15 protein-coding genes and 1 tRNA gene are annotated in these 14032 nt (G+C 64.2%); 6 read left to right on the top strand and 10 right to left on the bottom strand.

The features are described from left to right. Positions 1–196 precede the first annotated feature (196 nt). From ACV1FX_RS24675 to ACV1FX_RS24660, 4 genes are all read right to left on the bottom strand, one after another. Complete coding sequence (locus ACV1FX_RS24675) at positions 197–1021, bottom strand: ABC transporter permease (protein WP_473120161.1); 825 nt, start codon at positions 1019–1021, stop codon at positions 197–199. After that, entirely contained in the window at positions 1014–1787 is a 774-nt protein-coding gene (locus ACV1FX_RS24670; RefSeq protein WP_473120169.1) for an ABC transporter ATP-binding protein, read from the bottom strand. The genes ACV1FX_RS24675 and ACV1FX_RS24670 overlap by 8 nt, the downstream gene beginning before the upstream one ends. 115 nt (positions 1788–1902) lie before the next feature. Next, the gene (locus ACV1FX_RS24665; protein WP_473120160.1) at positions 1903–2907 is read right to left on the bottom strand and encodes an ABC transporter substrate-binding protein; all 1005 of its coding nucleotides are present in this window, start codon (positions 2905–2907) and stop codon (positions 1903–1905) included. Between the two features lie 22 nt (positions 2908–2929). Next, positions 2930–4294: an FAD-dependent oxidoreductase gene (locus ACV1FX_RS24660; RefSeq protein ID WP_473120159.1), complete on the bottom strand. Its 1365-nt coding sequence runs from the start codon at positions 4292–4294 to the stop codon at positions 2930–2932. Positions 4295–4436: 142 nt separating this feature from the next. Here ACV1FX_RS24660 and ACV1FX_RS24655 point away from each other — a divergent pair, with 142 nt between their 5' ends. Together ACV1FX_RS24655 and ACV1FX_RS24650 are read left to right on the top strand one after the other, a co-directional pair. Next, positions 4437–4697 (top strand): hypothetical protein, encoded by a 261-nt coding sequence (locus ACV1FX_RS24655; RefSeq protein ID WP_473120168.1) that lies wholly within the window; start codon positions 4437–4439, stop codon positions 4695–4697. 103 nt (positions 4698–4800) lie between these two features. Next, complete coding sequence (locus ACV1FX_RS24650) at positions 4801–5136, top strand: hypothetical protein (RefSeq protein ID WP_473120158.1); 336 nt, start codon at positions 4801–4803, stop codon at positions 5134–5136. A 56-nt stretch (positions 5137–5192) separates the two neighbouring features. Here the strand turns inward: ACV1FX_RS24650 and ACV1FX_RS24645 are convergent, their stop codons facing one another. After that, the gene (locus tag ACV1FX_RS24645; protein WP_473120157.1) at positions 5193–5993 is read right to left on the bottom strand and encodes an enoyl-CoA hydratase-related protein; all 801 of its coding nucleotides are present in this window, start codon (positions 5991–5993) and stop codon (positions 5193–5195) included. Between the two features lie 172 nt (positions 5994–6165). Between ACV1FX_RS24645 and ACV1FX_RS24640 the strand changes: the two genes are divergently transcribed. Then, positions 6166–7140 carry a ketopantoate reductase family protein gene (locus ACV1FX_RS24640; RefSeq protein ID WP_473120156.1) on the top strand — a complete coding sequence of 325 codons (975 nt, stop codon included), beginning with the start codon at positions 6166–6168 and terminating at the stop codon, positions 7138–7140. A 12-nt stretch (positions 7141–7152) separates the two neighbouring features. On the opposite strand, the gene ACV1FX_RS24635 is transcribed toward ACV1FX_RS24640, so the two are convergent. Further along, positions 7153–7860, bottom strand: coding sequence for an alpha/beta hydrolase family protein (locus ACV1FX_RS24635; protein WP_473120155.1), 708 nt, complete (start codon positions 7858–7860; stop codon positions 7153–7155). Between the two features lie 142 nt (positions 7861–8002). After that, on the bottom strand, positions 8003–8983 hold the full coding sequence (locus ACV1FX_RS24630) for a helix-turn-helix domain-containing protein (RefSeq protein WP_473120154.1): 981 nt from the start codon (positions 8981–8983) through the stop codon (positions 8003–8005). Between the two features lie 165 nt (positions 8984–9148). Here ACV1FX_RS24630 and ACV1FX_RS24625 point away from each other — a divergent pair, with 165 nt between their 5' ends. Then, positions 9149–9874: an alpha/beta hydrolase gene (locus ACV1FX_RS24625; protein ID WP_473120153.1), complete on the top strand. Its 726-nt coding sequence runs from the start codon at positions 9149–9151 to the stop codon at positions 9872–9874. A gap of 184 nt (positions 9875–10058) precedes the next feature. Further along, the gene (locus ACV1FX_RS24620; RefSeq protein ID WP_473120152.1) at positions 10059–11669 is read left to right on the top strand and encodes an ABC transporter substrate-binding protein; all 1611 of its coding nucleotides are present in this window, start codon (positions 10059–10061) and stop codon (positions 11667–11669) included. A gap of 185 nt (positions 11670–11854) precedes the next feature. Here the strand turns inward: ACV1FX_RS24620 and ACV1FX_RS24615 are convergent, their stop codons facing one another. From ACV1FX_RS24615 to ACV1FX_RS24605, 3 genes are all read right to left on the bottom strand, one after another. Next, positions 11855–12994 (bottom strand): amidohydrolase/deacetylase family metallohydrolase, encoded by a 1140-nt coding sequence (locus tag ACV1FX_RS24615; protein ID WP_473120151.1) that lies wholly within the window; start codon positions 12992–12994, stop codon positions 11855–11857. Between the two features lie 191 nt (positions 12995–13185). Next, positions 13186–13262: transfer RNA gene (locus ACV1FX_RS24610), tRNA-Arg, on the bottom strand. A gap of 101 nt (positions 13263–13363) precedes the next feature. After that, positions 13364–13558: a hypothetical protein gene (locus ACV1FX_RS24605; RefSeq protein ID WP_473120150.1), complete on the bottom strand. Its 195-nt coding sequence runs from the start codon at positions 13556–13558 to the stop codon at positions 13364–13366. Between the two features lie 108 nt (positions 13559–13666). Here ACV1FX_RS24605 and ACV1FX_RS24600 point away from each other — a divergent pair, with 108 nt between their 5' ends. Next, positions 13667–14023: a VOC family protein gene (locus ACV1FX_RS24600; protein WP_473120149.1), complete on the top strand. Its 357-nt coding sequence runs from the start codon at positions 13667–13669 to the stop codon at positions 14021–14023. Positions 14024–14032: the final 9 nt, after the last annotated feature.

Here is a 14032-nt window from a genome sequence, read left to right as displayed (position 1 = left end):
GTGTCGCGGAAACCATCTTGGCCAGCGGTCCAACAAGCCGCATCAACAGGCCGGACATATGGATGCAAGCGATCCGATCAAACCTCACTTGGCTCTTGTGCCACGGGGGCCGTCCACATATGGGTCCCGGCCTTCGCCGGGACGACGGCGAAGATTGTGGCGCGCATCTGCATCCACGTCATCATTGCGAACGCACCTACCGCCAGTGCAACAACCGTGTCTCCAGCCGGCCGATCACCTTTCCGACCGCCAGGCCAAAGACCGACAGGATCACCACACCCGCGAGCAGCTGATCCGTCTGCATGAGATTGCCGGCCTGGAGCACGAAGGCGCCGATGCCGAACTGGGCGCCGATCATCTCGGCGCTGACGACGAGCAGCAGCGCCACCGACGCGGAGATGCGGAAGCCGGCGAGGATCGACGGCAGCGCGCCGGGCCAGATCACTTTCCGCACGATGGTCGCGAACGGCACGTTGAAGCTCTGCGCCATGCGGATGAGATTGCGCGGCACCGCATCGACACCGCTATAGACCGAGATCGCGGTCGAGAAGAACACCCCGAGCGCAATGGTCGCGATCTTCGGCTCTTCGCCGATGCCGAGCCAGAGAATCAAGAGTGGCAGGAGCGCGATCTTCGGGATCGGGAACAGCGCGGAGATGAAGGTGATGCCGATGCTGCGCGCGAGCCGCGACAGGCCAATGGCAAAGCCGATGGCGATGCCGGCCGCGGTGCCGAGCAGCCAGCCGACGCCGATCCGCAACAGCGAGGCCGAGACGTGCTGCCACAGTGCGCCGGACACGGCGAGCTCGTAGATGGCGCGCGCGATCGCGGATGGCGCCGGCAGGAACAGCGGATTGACGAGCTGCGCGCTGCCCGCGGCCTGCCAGAGCGCGATGACGAGCGCGAGCGCGACCCAGCCGCCAAAACGGCTGCCCGCCGGCACGAAGCCCGCCCCGCGGAACCGGACCGGCCGCGTCACCGTCTCCTTCTCCGCTTCCGCCTGGGCTGCGCGATCAAGCATGCTGGACCTCGCGCTCGGCGTCGATCGCCTCGTCGCGGATCAGCGACCAGATCTGGTTCTGAAGTGCGAGCAGTTTTTCGCGCGCAGCAGCCTCGCCCCGTTCAGCGCGGGTCATCGGCACCGTCACGACTTCGCGAATGCGGCCGGGCCGCCGCGATAGCACGACGATGCGGTCGGCGAGGCGAGCAGCCTCCTCGAGATTGTGGGTGACATAAACCGCACCCATGCCGCCGTCGGCGAGCAGGCCGACGAAGTCCTCCATGAGGAGTTCGCGGGTCTGCGAATCCAGCGCCGAAAGCGGCTCGTCCATCAAGAGGATCGCGGGTCGCACCGCAAGCGCGCGCGAAATGCCGACGCGCTGGCGCATGCCGCCGGAGAGCTGTTTCGGGTAGGTCGCGCGAAAATCGGTGAGGCCGGTGCGGCGCAGGGCATCGTCGACCTGCGCGCGACGCTGCGCGGACGACAGGCGGGTGTGCAGGAGCGGGAATTCGACGTTCTCCTCCACCGTGGCCCAGGGCAACAGCGCAAAATCCTGGAATACGAAAGTCAACGGATTGAGGCTGTCCGCAGGCGGCGCGCCGCGCAGCTCAGCCGCACCTGATGACGGCAGCAACAGCCCGCCGAGAATCGACAGCAGCGTGCTCTTGCCGCAGCCCGACGGCCCGACAATCGCCACCACCTCGCCCGCGCCGATGGTGAAGGAAACGTCATCGAGGACGGCGAGCTCGCCGAAGCTGTGGGTGATGTGATTGGCGATCAGGTCCATAGAGCGTTCTTCGTTGTCCAGCTCCGTCATTTCCGGGGCGGCTCGAAGAGCCGAACCCGGAAGGTCGATATTTCGGGCTCGCCCTCCGGGCGCCCCGGAATGACGAACAAAACAATCAATCCGCTTTCACATAATCCTTCGCGATGATCGCGTCCGCGTCAAAGCCCTTGTCGGCAAAGCCCTGCTCTTGCAGCCATTTGATCTGGTTGTCGACGTTCTTCACATCCAGCTTGCCGTCGGGATCGATATAGGCGCAATTGCCGACCACCTGCTCGACCGTCAGATTGGTGTACTTTGCGATGATCTCGAGCAGCGGCCTGGTCTTGTCGTTGATAGGCACGGTGCCGTCCTTCATCGCGGCGAGGAGGACGTCATGATATTCGCGATCAGCCCTGGCGAGCGCGCCAAGGAGCTTCGTCACCAGCACCTTGTTGGCGAGTGTCTTCGGCGAGGCGAACACGGCGCCGAGCTGCCAGGGCGTCTCGTCACCGACCCAACCCAGGAATTTCGCACCGCCGTCATCCATCAGCTTTCGCGCCGTCGAGATCGGAAGCAGCGCGGCGTCGACGGTCTCGCCCTTCAGCGCGGCCGCCGCATTCGACAGCGATTGCAGCGGCACGATCTTCACATCGGACAGCTTGAAGCCGTATTTGTCGGCGAGCAGGCCGAGCGAATAGTGAAAGGATGATCCGACCTGCGTCATCGCGATACGCTTGCCGGCGAGATCCTTTGGCGTCTTCAGCCCGGCCGCGTAGGCATTGTTACTGGCGAAATAGCCGATCAGGGGATAGCCGGCCTTCTCGCGGCTCATGCCGCCGATCACCTTCAGCGTGCCCTTGCCGGCGAGATTGTAGAGTCCGGCGGTGAAGGCGGTGATGCCGAAGTCGACATCGCCCGAAGTGGTGGCGACCGCGATCGGCTGCGCCGCATCGAAGAACTTCAGCTCGATATCGAGGCCCGCGTCACGGAAATAGCCCTTGTCCTGCGCGATGAAGACCGGCGCGGAGGACGACAGCCTCAGCACGCCAATTTTGGCCTTCAGCGCCTCCTCGGCCTGCGCTGTTGCAATCGTCGTCAGCGCCAACAAGCCCACTACAGCGAACCGCGCAACCCAACCCATCCGGCTTACTCCGTCGTTTCTTTTAAAGGCCCTCTGGCACGGTCTGGTCCCGACCGATGAAGGCGCCTTGTTGTTTCAATGTTTCCTGCAGCTTTGCAACCGGGATGTCGCGCGGGATCTGGTTGCCCGAGAGCGCCAGCGCCGCGGCGGAACCGGCCGCCTCCCCCATCACAAAGCAGGCCCCGGAGACGCGCGCCGCCGACTGACCCTCATGGGTCATGGAAGCGCAGCGGCCGGCGACCAGGAGATTGTCTACGCCCTCCGGCATCAGCATGCGATACGGCAATTCGTTGTAGCCGCGCGACTGCGGGATCGGCGGGAAGGTAAAGACGACGTCGCCCGGCACATGCGCCTCGATCGGCCAGCCATTGACGCCGATGGAATCCTCGAACGAGGCGCAGCTGAGCACGTCCTCGCCGCTGAGCTGGTAGCCGCCCTTGATACGGCGGGTTTCGCGGATACCGAGCTGCGGCGGCAGATCGACGATGTAAGATTTTTCAAAGCCCGGCACGGTACGCAGGAATTCGAAGGCGGCGAGCGCTTGGCGACGGCCCTCGATCTCGCCGCGAGTGAGATCATCAGGCTCGATGCCGTTGATGGCATGGCCGTCCTCGCGCGCGACCTGCGTGAAATTCACCCGCCATTCGATGCCATGGCGCTGCGGCCGCACGATCGCGCTTTTGCGCGGAAAACTGTGCGTGCCGGCAGCGAGTGCCTTCTCCATCAATTGCGGAATGGTGCGCCAGGCCTCGCCGGCCTTTTCGGGATCGATACCGTTGAGGCGGAACATCATCGAGGGGTAGAGCGGATGGCCGCGTTCGTCGCCGATCTCGTGGGGAGCACCGGCCCAGACCGCGAGATCGCCGTCGCCGGAGCAATCGACGAAGATCTCAGCTCGCACCGCTTGCCGTCCCGCCCTGGTCTCGACCATCAGCGCGTCGATGCGGCGCTCGTCGCTCATCACGACGCCGGCGCCCAGAGCATGGAAGAGGATGTCGACCTTATGGCTGACAAGAAGATCATCCGCCGCGAACTTGTAGGCCGCGGTGTCATAGGCCTGCGCAAACACCTTGCCGAGGATCAAATGCGGCTCGTTAAGACCGTCGAGCCGATCGATCCGCGCGAGCAGCTCGGAGGCCATGCCCTGCACGAGACGATGGTGCCTGCCATGGACATTGCCGTGCAGGCCGCAAAAATTGGTGACGCCGGCGGCCGTGCCCATGCCACCCAGAAAACCGTAGCGCTCGATCAGCAGCGTTCGCCGTCCCGCCCGCCCGGCCGAAGCAGCCGCGACGATGCCAGCCGGCCCGCCGCCAAGCACGACCACTTCATATTCGCCGTAGAGCGGCACCTGGCGCGCAGGTTCCCGAATGGATTTTTGGTGCAAGACGATATTCCAATCGTTTTGGGGCCGGGGTGGACCACTTTTGCTATCTCGACAAAGAGATCAACAATGTAAAGTCCCGCGCGCCACATGACGGTTGATCCCGTGCGACGGAACTGACAGAACGGATCATGCCGTGGGATCGATGCCTTTGAAGAACACTCTGACTGCCTTGATCTGCCTTGCGATCTCCGCCGCTCCCGCTTCGGCGCTGGAGCAGAACTGCCGTTTCATCCAGGCCAAAGCCGACCGCGAGGCCTGCTACAAGCGACAGGAGGAAGAGCTTGCGATGAAACGCAAGCCCGAGCCGCCACGCGAGAGCACCGCACTCGAATCGATGAAGCGGATGCGGCAGGACGACGACGCGGTCTACCGCAGCATGAGCGGCATCTGCCGCGGCTGCTGAGGGGCGACCGATCAGCATGCTTGCACGGCGCAAATTGCGCCTATCCCGTTAACACTTTCTAGTAGCAGGACAGCTATGACGTCATGACGCGTTGGGATCCGTCATGAATATCTTTCTGTTTGCACGTGACCTCGCGGGGATTTGGCAGACCGAATTGTACCTGCTTGCCATTCCGGGGATCATTGTCGGAGCCGGGATCGGCTACACCCTGCGTCGCTGGTTCATCTGCCTGATTGTGAGTGCGGCTGCCGCCTTCTGGTTTCTGCATACCTTGAATGCCAGTCGATCGCTTCATCCTCATCATCAACTGGGCCTCGCCGAACTGGCTGCGTGGTCAGCCGTTGCCACATTGCCTGTGATCCTGGCCGCGACATCGCTCGGCTATTTCGCAGTCGTGTGGCTGCGGTACAGACGCGCGAAATTGCAAGTACCGGCTTAGATAACCGCGTGTTCGTCATAGGCGTAGCAAATATCCGGACGCTGGGCGACGATTCCTCAGGCCTTATCACCCCACTTCGCGGCGCGCTTCTCCGCAAACGACGCCAGTCCTTCCGCTGCTTCCGCGCTCTGACGCTTCAGCGAGTGCAGATGGACGAGGCGCGCATAGGCGGCATCATCGACGCTCATGCCGCCGAACGAGCTTTCCAGCGCGAGCCGCTTGGTCTCTGCCATCGCCTCCGGCCCATTGGCGAGCAACTGCTCGACCACTTTCGCGCCGGCGGCCTCCAGCTCGGCGAGCGGCACCACGTCATGAACGAGACCGATGCGACGCGCCTCTTCGGCGCCAAAACGCTCGCCGGTCAGCGCATAGCGACGGACCTGACGCACGCCGATGGCATCGCAAAGCTGCGGGATGATGATCGCGGCCGTCAGGCCCCAGCGCACCTCGGTGATCGAGAACAGCGCGTTGTCGGCTGCGATCACGACGTCGCAGGCCGCGATCACGCCGGTGCCGCCGCCGAAGCAGCCGCCCTGCACGAGAGCCACGGTCGGGATCGGCAACGTGTTCAGCCGCTGCACCGCCTCGAAGGTCGCGCGCGAGCCGGCCTCGTTGGCGTCCGGCGACTGCGGACGCACTGAGTTGATCCATTTGAGGTCGGCGCCGGCCTGAAAATGCTTGCCGTTGCCCCTGAGCACCACGACGCGCAAATTGGGCTTTGCGCCCAGCGCATCCATCGCCGCGAGCACGCCTGATATCAGCGCACCGTCATAGGCATTGTTGACCTCGGGTCGATTGAGCGTGACGGTCGCAACCCCGCGCCCGTCAAGGGTCCACAAAACAGGGCTGGCCGGCATGGGCGATCCTCTCGGCGTGATTCTTCGTCAGGCCACGCACTATGGCCGTGGCCGCGCCCGTTGATCCATCACTTTCCGCGGGGAGGCGGTCGCGTCCATCGCATGGCGGCTTGTGCCATGCTGACCGCCGGCGCGAGCCAAAGATCAATCCTCGGGACGGGGCGGTCATATCATGCGGATTTGCATTTTCGGCGCGGGCGCCGTCGGCAGCCACCTTGCGGTGCGGCTCGCACGCGCCGGGCATGAGGTCTCCTGCGTGATGCGCGGGCCACATCTGGAGGCGGTGCGCGCCAACGGCCTGAAGCTGCGCGTCGGCGAGGCGGAAGTTTGTGCCAAAGTCCGTGCCTCCGGCGACCCGGCCCAGCTAGGGCCGCAGGACATCGTCATCTCTACGCTCAAGGCAACCGGCCTGCCGGGCCTCGTCACCGGCATCGCGCCGCTGCTCGGCGAGAACACCGCAATCGTGTTCGCACAGAACGGCATTCCCTGGTGGTACAATATTGGGCTACCGCCGCGGCACCCCGCCCCACCCGACCTTGCCTTCCTCGATCCCGGCGCGCGGTTGCGCAAGGCGATTGCCAAGGAGCGCATTGCCGGCGGCGTCGTGTTCTCGTCCAATGAAGTGGTCGAGCCCGGCATCGTCGAAAATCTCTCGCCGGACCGCAACAGGCTCTTGGTCGCCGAATGCGACGACCGCAACAGCGAGCGCATCGCGCAGCTCCGCACGGCGCTGAACGATGCAAAGCTCGACTCACCGCCCATCGCCGACATCCGCGAGGCGATCTGGTCAAAGCTATTGACCAACATGTCGCTGTCTGTGCTGTGCCTGCTTACCGGCCTCACCGCGCGCGGTGTGCGCAACGACCCCGCCTTCACCGAGGTGATCCCGCGCCTGCTCAACGAGGCCAACGAGATCGCGCAGCATTACATCCCCGAGGTCAAGCGCGTGACGCGGAGTGGCCCGGCGCCCAACCACAAGCCGTCGCTGCTCCAGGACTATGAACTCGGCCGCGCCATGGAGATCGACGTGCTGGTGAAGGCGCCGATGGCCTTTGCCTCTGCTGCGGGCCTGTCGACACCGTCGCTCGACCTGATCGCCGCGCTCGCGGTTCACAAGGCGCGGGACAAGGGGCTTTATGCGGGATGACTTGCGCGAAGGCTAGACGAGCTCGTTGATCCACGCCGCGAGCGTATCGAGCACCTCTTCCATCGCCTCCTCATTGCTACGGCCGGATTTCCGCAAGACCAGGAACGAGTGATCGCCCCCGGCGATCTCATGCAGCCTGGCCTTCGGGCCGAGCTCCTTGATCACGGGTTCGAGGAAGCGAAGATCGGCGAGCCGATCGCGCGTTCCCTGCAGGAACAGCAAGGGGATCTCGATCCCGGACAAATGAGCCGCACGCTCGATCGACGGCTTGTTGTCGGCATGCAGGGGAAAGCCGAGGAAGGCGAGCCCGCGCACGCCCGCTAGCTGCGCCTTGGCCTGCGCCTGCGAGGTCATGCGTCCGCCGAACGATTTTCCGCCGGCGAACAGCGGAAGACCAGGACAGAGCCGCGCCGCCTCCTCGACCGCCGCCCGCACCGCGGCGTGCGCGATCGCCGGCGTGTCGGGACGGCCCTGCTTCTTCTCCATGTAGGGAAAATTATAGCGCAGCGTCGCGATGCCGCGCACGGCCAGTCCTGCCGCGACGCGCTCCATGAACGCGTGCCGCATGTCGGCGCCCGCGCCATGGGCGAAGACATAGCAGGCGCGCGGCTTGTCCGGCATCGTCAGCAGCGCGGAGACGGCACCCACGCGCGCGATGTCGATCTTGAGTTCGCTCGTCTTGAGTTCGCTCGTCTTGGGTTCAGTCGTGTTGGCGGTCACAATCACACATCCTCTCGCGGCTACAGCTACATGCAGGAATAGCCGACCTCACGCATCTTCATGGCTTCATGCATCCAGACTATCTATGGCCGCAGCAATGAGATCACGAAGCTCCTGATCGCGCTGTCGCTGCAGGGCCGGCTCACCGGCTGCGCCAGTCGCGCGGCCGGCAGCCGAAGCGCTGCTTGAAGCGCCGCGTGAAGTGGGAGAGATCCGAAAAGCCCCAGTCGAACGCGACGGAGCCGATCTCGCGCTCGGTCATGGCCTGATCCCGCAGGTCCGCCGCGGCACCGTCGAGGCGGCGCTCCATGATGTAGCCGGAGAACGTCGTGCCGGAACGCTCGAACAGCTTGTGCACGTAACGCTCGCTGATGCCGACGGTGCCTGCCACCGCCGCGACCGTCAGACCCGGCTCGCGCAGCCGTTCATGGATGGCGCGGCGCAGCGCCAGCAGCGTCGCATCCGCAAAGCTCGCCGCTTCCGCGACCTGCGCGCGCGAGCGGCGCGACAGGCTGAGCGCGACGAGGTCGAGCAGCACGCCGAACAGGCGCACGCTGTCCGCTTCCGCCATCCGCAAGGCGCCTGCGTTGAGCGAGCGCGCCGTCTCGACGATGAGATGACCGACATGCGGATCGTCGGACACCCGCTCGACCTCGAAATCGAATCCCGGCGGCAGGCGGTCGCGCAGCGCGCGCGAAGGCACCCAGAAGGAAGCGACCTCCAGCGTCGGACCGCGGTCATGTAGCAGCCTCACCTCGCGGTCGCTGTCGCAGATGCCGACCTGGCCGCGCGACAGGCTGACGTCGCGATCTCCCTGCACGATGCGGCAGCGGCCGGCGAGCTTGAAGTTGAGATAGAAGCAGCTCGCGTTCGAGGCCGCGATATCGCTGCGCGAACGATGCACCGTATGCTCGGGAAACACCACGCGATTGACCGCGCCGGCGCCGAACCTGATCGTCTCCACCTTCGCCGGAAAGCGCGAGGTCGTCGCCGATTCCGGCGTCAGGTTCATGAACGCCTGGCAGATCGCCTCGCGATAGTAAGAGAACTGCTCGGCGGGCCTGGTTTCGGTAGTATTCCAGACGAAGTGCCGGGGCCGGCTTGCGGGAATGACCTGCTCCATCAGTTCGCTCCGAGACCAATCCGGTTCAGCGCCAGACAAGCGCAAAGAATGCCAGCCGGTTCAATATGGCTGCAAACACAAGCCAATGACCGGCGTTCAGCCGGCAAAGTCCCGGCAAGGCCATTTGCCGCGCCGATCTAACCATCCTTGCGGAGGAGCTACAATATGTCGACCTACGTCCTCGTACACGGCGCCTGGCACACCGGCGCCGAGCTCGAGCCCGTTGCCGCGCCGATCCGAGCGGCCGGCCACCAGGTTCATTTGCCGACCATTCGAGGTAACCGCCCGGGCGATGCCAAGACCACGGGGCTGAAGGAGGCGATCCAGTCGATCGCCGATTATCTCGCTGAGAACAATCTGAAGGACGTCATCCTGCTCGGCCACTCCTATGGCGGCATGGTGATCACGGGGGTCGCCGACCTCGTGCCGGAGCGGATCCGCCGGATGATCTACTGGAATGCCTTCGTCCCCAACAACGGCGAGTCGCTCAACGACATGGTGCCGCCACACTATCTCGGCCTGTTCGAAGCGATCGCGGCGGAGCGCGGCGACGGCTCGGTGGTGCTGCCGTTCCCGATCTGGCGAGAGGCGTTCATCAACGACGCCGACCTCGAGCTCGCCCAGCGCGCCTATGACGTCCTCAATCCGCACCCGCTGAAGACATTCAGCGACAAGATCGCGCTGAAGACCAACCCGGCCGAGATGCAACTGGCGAAGTCCTACATCAACTGCACCGAGGATACCGCGCTGCCGCACGGCTATCCCTGGCATCCGCGGCTGTCGGAGAAGCTCGGGCTGTTCCGCCTGGTTCAGGTGCCTGGCAGCCACGAATTGTGCTTCTCCGATCCGGCCCGGCTGGCGCGCGCGATCATGGAAGCGGGACGGGACTAAAGCGAGACGACTTTCGATAGTCGCGCATGCCGCCGGCTTCGGCGGCACGCCCCTTGCTTGGTCGCAAACGAACTCAGATCGGTGGAAGCAACCCTCCTTGTCACGTGTGGCGCCCCGCCATACGCTGCCCGTCATCGGCAGCCGCCATCTGGTCTCGCTTTGCGTCAGGTCAGGAGAATAGCGAATGGTTCACGTCTCGCGCCGGAAATTGCTTCAGCTTGCGGCTGTTGCGCCATCGACACTTCCCGCTGCATGGACGTCGCTTGCATCTGCCGCAAGCGGAAAGAAGATCCTGACGGCGGTGATGCAATCGGACCTTCGCGTCACCGATCCCGGCTTCACGACGGCCATCATCACCCGCGACCATGGGTACATGGTCTACGATACGCTGCTCGGCATCGATTCCAGCTTCAAGGTGCGGCCGCAGATGGCCGACTGGACGGTATCCGCGGACAAGCTGACCTACACCTTCACCTTGCGCGACGGCCTGAAGTGGCATGACGGCGCACCGGTGACGGCGGAGGATTGCGTCGCCTCGCTGAAGCGCTGGGGCGCAAGCGTCGACGGCATGGCGCGCAAGCTGATGGACTTCACGGCAGGCATCGAGGCCGCCGACGCCAAAACGATCGTTCTCAAGCTGAAAGAGCCTTATGGCCTCGTGCTGGAGACGATCGCCAAGCCATCGTCGATCTGCGCGTTCATGATGCCGAAGCGGCTGGCCGAAACCCCGATCAGCAAGCAGATTCCAGAGCAGATCGGCTCCGGCCCGTTCAAGTTCGTGGCTGCCGAATTCCAGCCCGGCGTGAAAGCCGTTTACGACAAGAACACCGATTATGTGCCGCGCAAGGAGCCGGCCGAATGGACATCGGGCGGCAAGGTGGTCAAGGTCGACCGTGTCGAGTGGCTGACGATGCCGGACGCGCAGACCGCGCTCAACGCCCTGCAATCCGGCGATGTCGATTTCGTTGAAACGCCGCCGTTCGATCTGCTGCCTGTGCTCGAGTCCAACCCGGACATCAACATCGCAATCCTGAACAAGTTCGGCTTCCAGTCATTCGGACGGATGAACTTCCTGCATCCGCCGTTCGACAATGTGAAGATCCGCCGCGCCGCGATGCTCGCGATCAACCAGAAGGACGTGCTCGACGCGCAGATCGGCAATCCCAAATACTACAAGCTCTGCGGCGCATTCTTCATCTGTGATACCCCGTTCGCCAGCGACGAGGGCGGCGAGACCCTGATCAAGGGCAACGGCATGGCGGAGGCCAGGAAGGCCTTGGCCGAGTCCGGCTATGACGGCACGCCTGTCGTGATCCTGGCGCCGGGCGATCAGATCCTGCTGAAAGCGCAGCCGATCGTGGTCGCGCAGCTCCTGCGTGAGGCCGGCTTCAAGGTCGATCTTCAGGCGATGGACTGGCAGACCGTGGTCACCCGCCGAGCCAACCAGAAGCCGCCGAAGGAAGGCGGCTGGAACATGTTCTTCACCTATCAGGGCGCCGCCGACTCGATGAATCCGCTCGTCAATGGCGCGATGGTCGGCAAGGGCAAGGAGGGCGGCTGGTTCGGCTGGTCCGAGGACCCCAAGCTCGAGCAGCTGCGCGATGCCTTTGCCCGCGCCACCTCGCCGGAAGAGCAGAAGAAGATCGCTCTCGACGTGCAAAAGGAAGCCTACGATCAGGTGATCTACGTCCCGCTCGGTCAATTCCAGGCGCCGAGCGCATGGCGCAAATCGCTCACCGGCGTGATCGACGGCCCGGCGACGCCGCTGTTCTGGAACGTGGACAAGAATGAGTGAGAGGCGCTCCCGGCTTGGGGAAGGGATCGACCACACATTCGGTGTCGTCCCGGCCAAGGGACCCATAATCACAGGGAGCGGTTGCGGCGCAAGACTGGTAACCACGGGTCTTCGCCAAACATCTCCCTGTGGTTATGGATCCTGGATCTGCGCTCGCTTGTCCGGGACGACGAAAAGCGATTCGCTTACTTCGGATGCCACCAGCGGCCGCCGATGACGACGCCTTCGGACACGATTTTCTGGCTACCTGTCAGGTGCTCGCCGACCACGTCGACATAGTCGAACTGCCCTTCCCTCACAGTCATCAGCGTGGCGTCGCCGACGCTGCCTGCCTTGAGGCTGCCGAGCTCCGGGCGCCGAAGCGCCATCGCGGCGTTGACTGTCGAGGCCGCGACCACGTCGGATAGCGACATCCCCATGCACAAGAATTTCGACATGGTCGTGACCTGGTCGAAGGCCGGACCGTCGATGCAGAGCAAATGGATGTCGGACGAGATGGTGTCCGGATAGAAGCCGTTCGCCAGCATGGCGCGTGCGGTCTTGAAGGCGAACGAGCCCTTGCCGTGACCGATGTCGAAGATCACGCCGCGCTCGCGCGCTTCCAGCACGACCTTCTTGACCGTGCCTTGCGCGGTCGCCGGCGTGTTCGGGAACGGACGAAACGCGTGGGTCAGCACGTCACCGGGACGCAGCCGCGCGAGCACCTCTTCATAGCTCGGCGGCGGATGGTCGATATGCGCCATCAACGGCATGCCGACCTCTTCGGCCACCTGGAGCGCGATATCGAGCGGCACGATCCCCGACGTGCCCGAGGCGTGCAGGCCGACGCGAACCTTGATCCCGACGATGAGATCGCGATTGGCATCCGCCACCTTGGCTGCATCGATGGGGTTCATCAACCGCAACTCCTCGCTCTCGCCGACCATCACCTTGTGCGAGAAGCCGAAGATGCCGGCATGCGAGACGTGCAGATAGGCGAGGATGCGAACCTGGCTCGGCTCGATCACATGCTTGCGGAAGCCGGCGAAATTGCCGGGGCCGGCGCTGCCGGTGTCCACCGCCGTCGTGACACCGGAGAGACGGCAGAATTCTTCGGCATCGATGCCGAGCGAGGTGCCGCCCCAATAGACATGAGTGTGCAAATCGATCAGGCCGGGCGTCACGATGTAGCGAGACACGTCGCGCACATCGGTCCCGGGATCCGCCTTGAGTCCGCTGCCGATCGCCGCGACCTTGCCGCCCGAAAACGCGACATCCGTCACCGCATCGAGCTTCTGCGAGGGATCAACGACCCGTCCGCCACGCAGGATCAAGTCAAAAGGCATCGTTGTCTCCGGATCTGTCGGTGAGGCAGGCCGCCTGCGGGGGCAAGTCGGATCGGAAAGAGCGCTTCGTGTAGCAATTTTCGCGCCGGTGGCGCAAACCGCATCGGGCATGACGTCAGGCGCCATCAAGCGCTGATCAAGCGACGGGGCTCAAAGGCATGCCCCTTCCGAATGAGCGGAAAGCGGAAGAATGGCGATCCCGGGATGACTCGAACATCCGACCTACGGTTTAGGAAACCGCCGCTCTATCCGGCTGAGCTACGGGACCGCAGAACCTGCAACGGGTGCAGGCACTTGGGGTCTCCATAGCAGAGCAGCTTGCAAATCGCCAGCGTTGCGATGCGCCGAAAGGGCGGCAACCTGGCGGTCTCAATCGTGCTCCTCGAGTTGGGCCGCCGTGCCGTGAACCGGGCAATTCGCATCAGGCGCGACCAGCATCCCGGATGGCTCCAGCTCATCCGTCTTGGAATCGTGCGAGATCACTCGGCAGGTGCAGCCGAGCTCAATCGCCTCCGCCGTTCCGGGCTTTGGTAGCGCGCCATCGGGCGTCGCAGGTACTCGCATCGGGACCTCCCGCTCGTTGGATGTCCGCATCTCCCCGCAAAGCGAAACATTGGCCAGCGTCAATCGTTTCATCAGCGCTCCAATATCTCCCAATCCACGGGGACCGCCATGATCGAGAGCATCAGCGCCGTCACGCTCGCCACCCACGACATGGCGCGTGCCGTCGGCTTTTACCGGTCGTTGGGCTTCGAGATTCTGCATGGCGGCGAAGCCGGTTCGTTCACGAGCCTCCGCGCCGGTCCTGGCTATCTCAACCTGATTGCCCAGCCCGCGGATAAGCGCTGGTCATGGTGGGGCCGCGTCATCTTCTACGTCACCGACGTCGACGCCATCCATCAGCGCGCGCTCGCCGCCGGATGGCAGCCCTCGACCATCCCGCGCGATGCCGAATGGGGCGAGCGCTACTTCCATCTCACCGACCCCGACGGCCACGAGCTCAGCTTCGCAAGGCCGTTGCAGCGCTAGCCCTCAAGA

This window comes from Bradyrhizobium ingae (assembly GCF_055791185.1).
The sequence above is the reverse complement of the archived record's forward strand: the minus strand, read 5'-3'. Positions and strand labels throughout refer to the sequence as shown.

Bases quoted from the DNA above. Each gene is read 5' to 3' on its own strand.
- ACV1FX_RS24600 (WP_473120149.1), top strand. From the start codon at position 13,667: ATGATCGAGAGCATCAGCGCCGTCACGCTCGCCACCCACGACATGGCG.
- ACV1FX_RS24655 (WP_473120168.1), top strand. From the start codon at position 4,437: ATGCCTTTGAAGAACACTCTGACTGCCTTGATCTGCCTTGCGATCTCC.
- ACV1FX_RS24650 (WP_473120158.1), top strand. From the start codon at position 4,801: ATGAATATCTTTCTGTTTGCACGTGACCTCGCGGGGATTTGGCAGACC.
- ACV1FX_RS24625 (WP_473120153.1), top strand. From the start codon at position 9,149: ATGTCGACCTACGTCCTCGTACACGGCGCCTGGCACACCGGCGCCGAG.
- ACV1FX_RS24665 (WP_473120160.1), bottom strand. From the start codon at position 2,907: ATGGGTTGGGTTGCGCGGTTCGCTGTAGTGGGCTTGTTGGCGCTGACG.
- ACV1FX_RS24605 (WP_473120150.1), bottom strand. From the start codon at position 13,558: ATGCGAGTACCTGCGACGCCCGATGGCGCGCTACCAAAGCCCGGAACG.
- ACV1FX_RS24615 (WP_473120151.1), bottom strand. From the start codon at position 12,994: ATGCCTTTTGACTTGATCCTGCGTGGCGGACGGGTCGTTGATCCCTCG.
- ACV1FX_RS24620 (WP_473120152.1), top strand. From the start codon at position 10,059: ATGGTTCACGTCTCGCGCCGGAAATTGCTTCAGCTTGCGGCTGTTGCG.
- ACV1FX_RS24640 (WP_473120156.1), top strand. From the start codon at position 6,166: ATGCGGATTTGCATTTTCGGCGCGGGCGCCGTCGGCAGCCACCTTGCG.
- ACV1FX_RS24630 (WP_473120154.1), bottom strand. From the start codon at position 8,983: ATGGAGCAGGTCATTCCCGCAAGCCGGCCCCGGCACTTCGTCTGGAAT.
- ACV1FX_RS24675 (WP_473120161.1), bottom strand. From the start codon at position 1,021: ATGCTTGATCGCGCAGCCCAGGCGGAAGCGGAGAAGGAGACGGTGACG.
- ACV1FX_RS24670 (WP_473120169.1), bottom strand. From the start codon at position 1,787: ATGGACCTGATCGCCAATCACATCACCCACAGCTTCGGCGAGCTCGCC.
- ACV1FX_RS24645 (WP_473120157.1), bottom strand. From the start codon at position 5,993: ATGCCGGCCAGCCCTGTTTTGTGGACCCTTGACGGGCGCGGGGTTGCG.